The organism is Neisseria sp. P0022.S010, from assembly GCF_051956635.1.
Map to the genome: position 1 here is coordinate 1 of NZ_JBQCXF010000280.1, position 3,808 is coordinate 3,808.

Below are 3,808 nucleotides of genomic sequence, written 5' to 3' on the forward strand. Positions count from 1 at the left end.
GATTTGGCTGTATTCGACAAAGCTGCATTTGCACAATTGGTTGAAAAAGCTAAAGCTGCTTTGGCTGCTTAATTCGATAAGATTATTTAAAAAGGAAGCTTATGCTTCCTTTTTTCTTTTCTTAAAGAAATCCTATGTAGTTGATTTTCTTTCTTTAAACTCTATTTTTTTATACTAATTTGCGATAAAATAGGCCTCTCTTATCAAACGGATTGGCCGCAGTAAGACAAAAGGCCGTCTGAACGGGTTTGAAATCAAATCCAACAGACGGCTTTGTTGTTTTAGACGGCCTGCCATCAACAAACAGACGATAAACCACTATGGAAAATGTAAACCGTATCGTTGCAGAAGGTATTGCCGCTATTGAAGCCGCGCAAGACTTCAATGCCTTAGAACAAATTAAAGCACGCTATCTTGGTAAAACCGGCGAATTGACCGGACTTTTGAAAACTTTGGGTCAAATGTCTCCTGAAGAGCGTAAAACCATAGGTGCGCACATCAACGAATGCAAAAATCAGTTTCGGACGGCCTTTAATGCCAAACGCGATACCCTAAATGAAGCCAAGCTGCAAGCTCAATTGGCTGCAGAAGCATTGGATATTACTTTGCCGGGCCGTGCGCAAGAACATGGCGGTTTGCATCCAGTTACTTTAACTTTGCAACGTGTGGTCGAGCTGTTTCACGGTATGGGTTTTGAAGTAGCGGACGGCCCTGAAATCGAAGACGATTTCCATAATTTCCAAGCCTTGAATATTCCTGCAAATCACCCTGCACGTGCGATGCAAGATACCTTCTACGTTGAAAACGGCGACGTTTTGCGCACACACACTTCGCCTATTCAAATCCGCTATATGCTCGACAAAAAAGAGCCGCCTATCCGCATTATTGCCCCCGGCCGCGTTTACCGTGTAGACAGTGATGCCACTCACTCGCCTATGTTCCATCAGGCTGAAGGTTTGTGGGTAGAAGAGGGTGTGACTTTTGCCGACTTGAAAGCTGTGTTTACTGATTTTATCCGTCGCTTCTTTGAACGCGATGACCTGCAAGTGCGTTTCCGTCCGTCTTTCTTCCCGTTTACTGAGCCTTCAGCCGAAATCGACATCATGGGTGAAAATGGCAAATGGTTGGAAGTAGGCGGTTGCGGTATGGTACATCCTAACGTGTTGAAAAACGTCAATATTGACCCTGAAAAATATACCGGTTTCGCCTTTGGTATCGGTCTTGACCGCTTCGCTATGCTGCGTTACAACGTGAACGACTTGCGCCTGTTCTTTGATAACGATTTGAATTTCTTGAAGCAGTTTAAATAAATTTCAGATGGTCTTTTGATAGGCCGTCTGAAAAGTGAATAGATATTACTGATTTCGTCTGATAAAAATTTGTTTCAGACGGCCTGATAGTAGAGAAAATAATATGCAATTTCCTTATTCATGGCTGAGAACCCAAGCCAATCCTGATCTTTCTGCCGATAAACTGGAACATCTTTTGACCATGGCCGGTTTGGAAGTGGAAGAAATCGATACTGCTGCCCCTGCTTTCAGTGGTGTGGTTGTTGCCGAAGTGAAATCCGTTGAGAAACATCCTGATGCAGACCGTTTGAACGTTACCCAAGTTGATGCCGGTACGGGTGAGTTGGTTCAGATTGTTTGTGGTGCGCCGAATGTCAAGCTTGGTATTAAAGTGCCGTGTTCTTTGCCGGGTGCCGTTTTGCCGGGCAATTTCAAAATTAAGCCGACTAAAATGCGCGGCGTACCATCAAACGGTATGCTGTGTTCGACCAATGAACTGGGTTTGCCTGATGATGGTGTAGATGGTCTGCACATTTTGCCTGAAGATGCGCCTGTCGGTACTAATATCCGCGAATACTTGGATTTGGACGATACGCTGTTTACGTTGAAAATTACGCCTAACCGCGCTGATTGCTTGAGTGTTAAGGGTATCGCGCGTGAGGTTTCTGCGTTGACTCAATGTGCGTTTACGCCTGTTGAAATTCAGACGGCCTCTATCGGCAGTGAGAAAAAACAGGCTGTCCGTATTGATGCACCAGCCGACTGCGGCCGTTTTATCAGCCGCGTTATTGAAAATGTTAATGCGAAAGCGGCTACTCCCGATTGGATGAAACAACGTTTGGAGCGCAGCGGTATCCGCAGCATTTCCGCATTAGTGGACATCGGCAACTATGTGATGCTGGAAATCGGTCAGCCTATGCATGTTTTCGATGCTGACAAGCTGTCAGGCAGTTTGATTGTCCGCCGTGCTCAAAATGGCGAGACTTTGGCGTGTCTGAACGAGAAGACGGTTACTTTGGCTGACAATACACTGGTGGTCGCTGATGAAAAAGGTGCGTTGAGCTTGGCCGGCTTGATGGGCGGCGAGGCAAGCTCGGTTTCAGACGACACGCAAAATATTGTGTTGGAAGCAGCTTGGTTTGCTCCGGAGATTATTGCCGGTAAATCCCGTCAATACGGTTTTGGTTCGGATTCTTCTTTCCGTTTTGAACGCGGTGTGGACTACTGCTTGCAAGCTGATGCTATTGAGCGTGCTACCGAATTGGTGTTACAGATTTGCGGTGGTGCAGCCGGTGAAATGGTTGAGGCACAAGGCAAATTGCCTGAGGCAAAACAGGTTGAATTGCGTTTAGGCCGTCTGAAAATGGTATTGGGTGTTGAAATCCCTGCCGAGCAAGTCGAAATTATCTTGCAACACTTGGGTTTGCAGCCTGAGAAAACCGCAGAAGGCTTCCGTGTTACTTCTCCTAGCTTCCGTTTCGATATCGAGATCGAAGCTGATTTGATTGAAGAAATCGGCCGTGTTTACGGTTATGAAAATATTCCTGACGACTATACTTCAGGCCGTCTGAAAATGTTGGCTTTGCCTGAAACCAAACGCCCACGTTTTGCGGTTTATAACGAAATGGCGGCACGCGGTTACCGCGAAGTGGTCAGCTATGCGTTTGTGGATGAGCAATGGGAGCAAGATTTTGCTGCGAATACCAATCCTATCCGCCTGCAAAATCCGTTGGCAGTGCAGTATGCCGTCATGCGTTCTACGCTTATCGGCGGTTTGGTGGAAGTTTTGCAAAACAATTTGAATCGTAAGCAAAACCGTGTACGCGTGTTTGAAATTGCCCGTGTGTTCAGCAAAGATTCGGCTGCTCAATTTGTTCAAAACGAACGTATCGGCGGTTTGTGGTATGGCTCCGTGCTGCCTGAGCAATGGGGTGAGAAAACACGCAACGTGGATTTCTACGATATAAAAGGCGATGTTGAGAGTCTCTTGAAAAACAAGGAAGTAACATTTGTTAAAACCGAACATCCGGCATTGCATCCTGGACGTGCCGCCAGTATTGTTTCAGACGGCCGAGTAGTTGGTTTTGTTGGCGAATTGCATCCGAAATGGCTGCAAAAATATGATTTGCCACAAGCGCCGCTGGTGTTTGAAATCAATATGGATGCGGTATTGGGTCGTGAGAAAACCCGTTATCAGTCCGTATCCAAATTCCAACCTGCACGCCGAGATTTGGCATTTGTAATGCCTGAGGCTGTAACGCATGATGATTTGTTAAATGCCCTGAAAGCGGCGGCGAACAAGCTGGTTCAAGAAATCAGCGTGTTTGACGTTTACCGCGGTACGGGCGTGCCTGAAGGCATGAAGAGCGTTGCCGTCAAAATCATTTTGCAAGATATGGAAAACACGCTGACAGATGAAGTCATCGAGCCTTTGGTTGCGAAAATGATTAAAGCGGCAGCCGAAAAAGATGCACAGCTTCGCGCTTAACATAAGACAAAAGTTGTTGCCAAAAATTGCC

The 3,808-nt window shown here is 46.3% G+C and carries 2 protein-coding genes and 1 pseudogene; all 3 read left to right on the forward strand.

Features of this window, described 5'->3' with window-relative positions:
• Positions 1-72: pseudogene (rplT, locus tag ACTHUT_RS15315) on the forward strand (50S ribosomal protein L20); the annotation flags it as partial.
• 248 nt (positions 73-320) lie between these two features.
• The gene (gene pheS / locus ACTHUT_RS15320) at positions 321-1,310 is read left to right on the forward strand and encodes a phenylalanine--tRNA ligase subunit alpha (RefSeq protein WP_250600050.1); all 990 of its coding nucleotides are present in this window, start codon (positions 321-323) and stop codon (positions 1,308-1,310) included.
• Between the two features lie 103 nt (positions 1,311-1,413).
• Entirely contained in the window at positions 1,414-3,777 is a 2,364-nt protein-coding gene (pheT, locus tag ACTHUT_RS15325; protein ID WP_250600052.1) for a phenylalanine--tRNA ligase subunit beta, read from the forward strand.
• Positions 3,778-3,808 lie beyond the last annotated feature (31 nt).

Excerpts from the sequence above, each read along its gene's own strand:
- pheS (WP_250600050.1), top strand. The coding sequence starts at position 321 with ATGGAAAATGTAAACCGTATCGTTGCAGAAGGTATTGCCGCTATTGAA.
- pheT (WP_250600052.1), top strand. The coding sequence starts at position 1,414 with ATGCAATTTCCTTATTCATGGCTGAGAACCCAAGCCAATCCTGATCTT.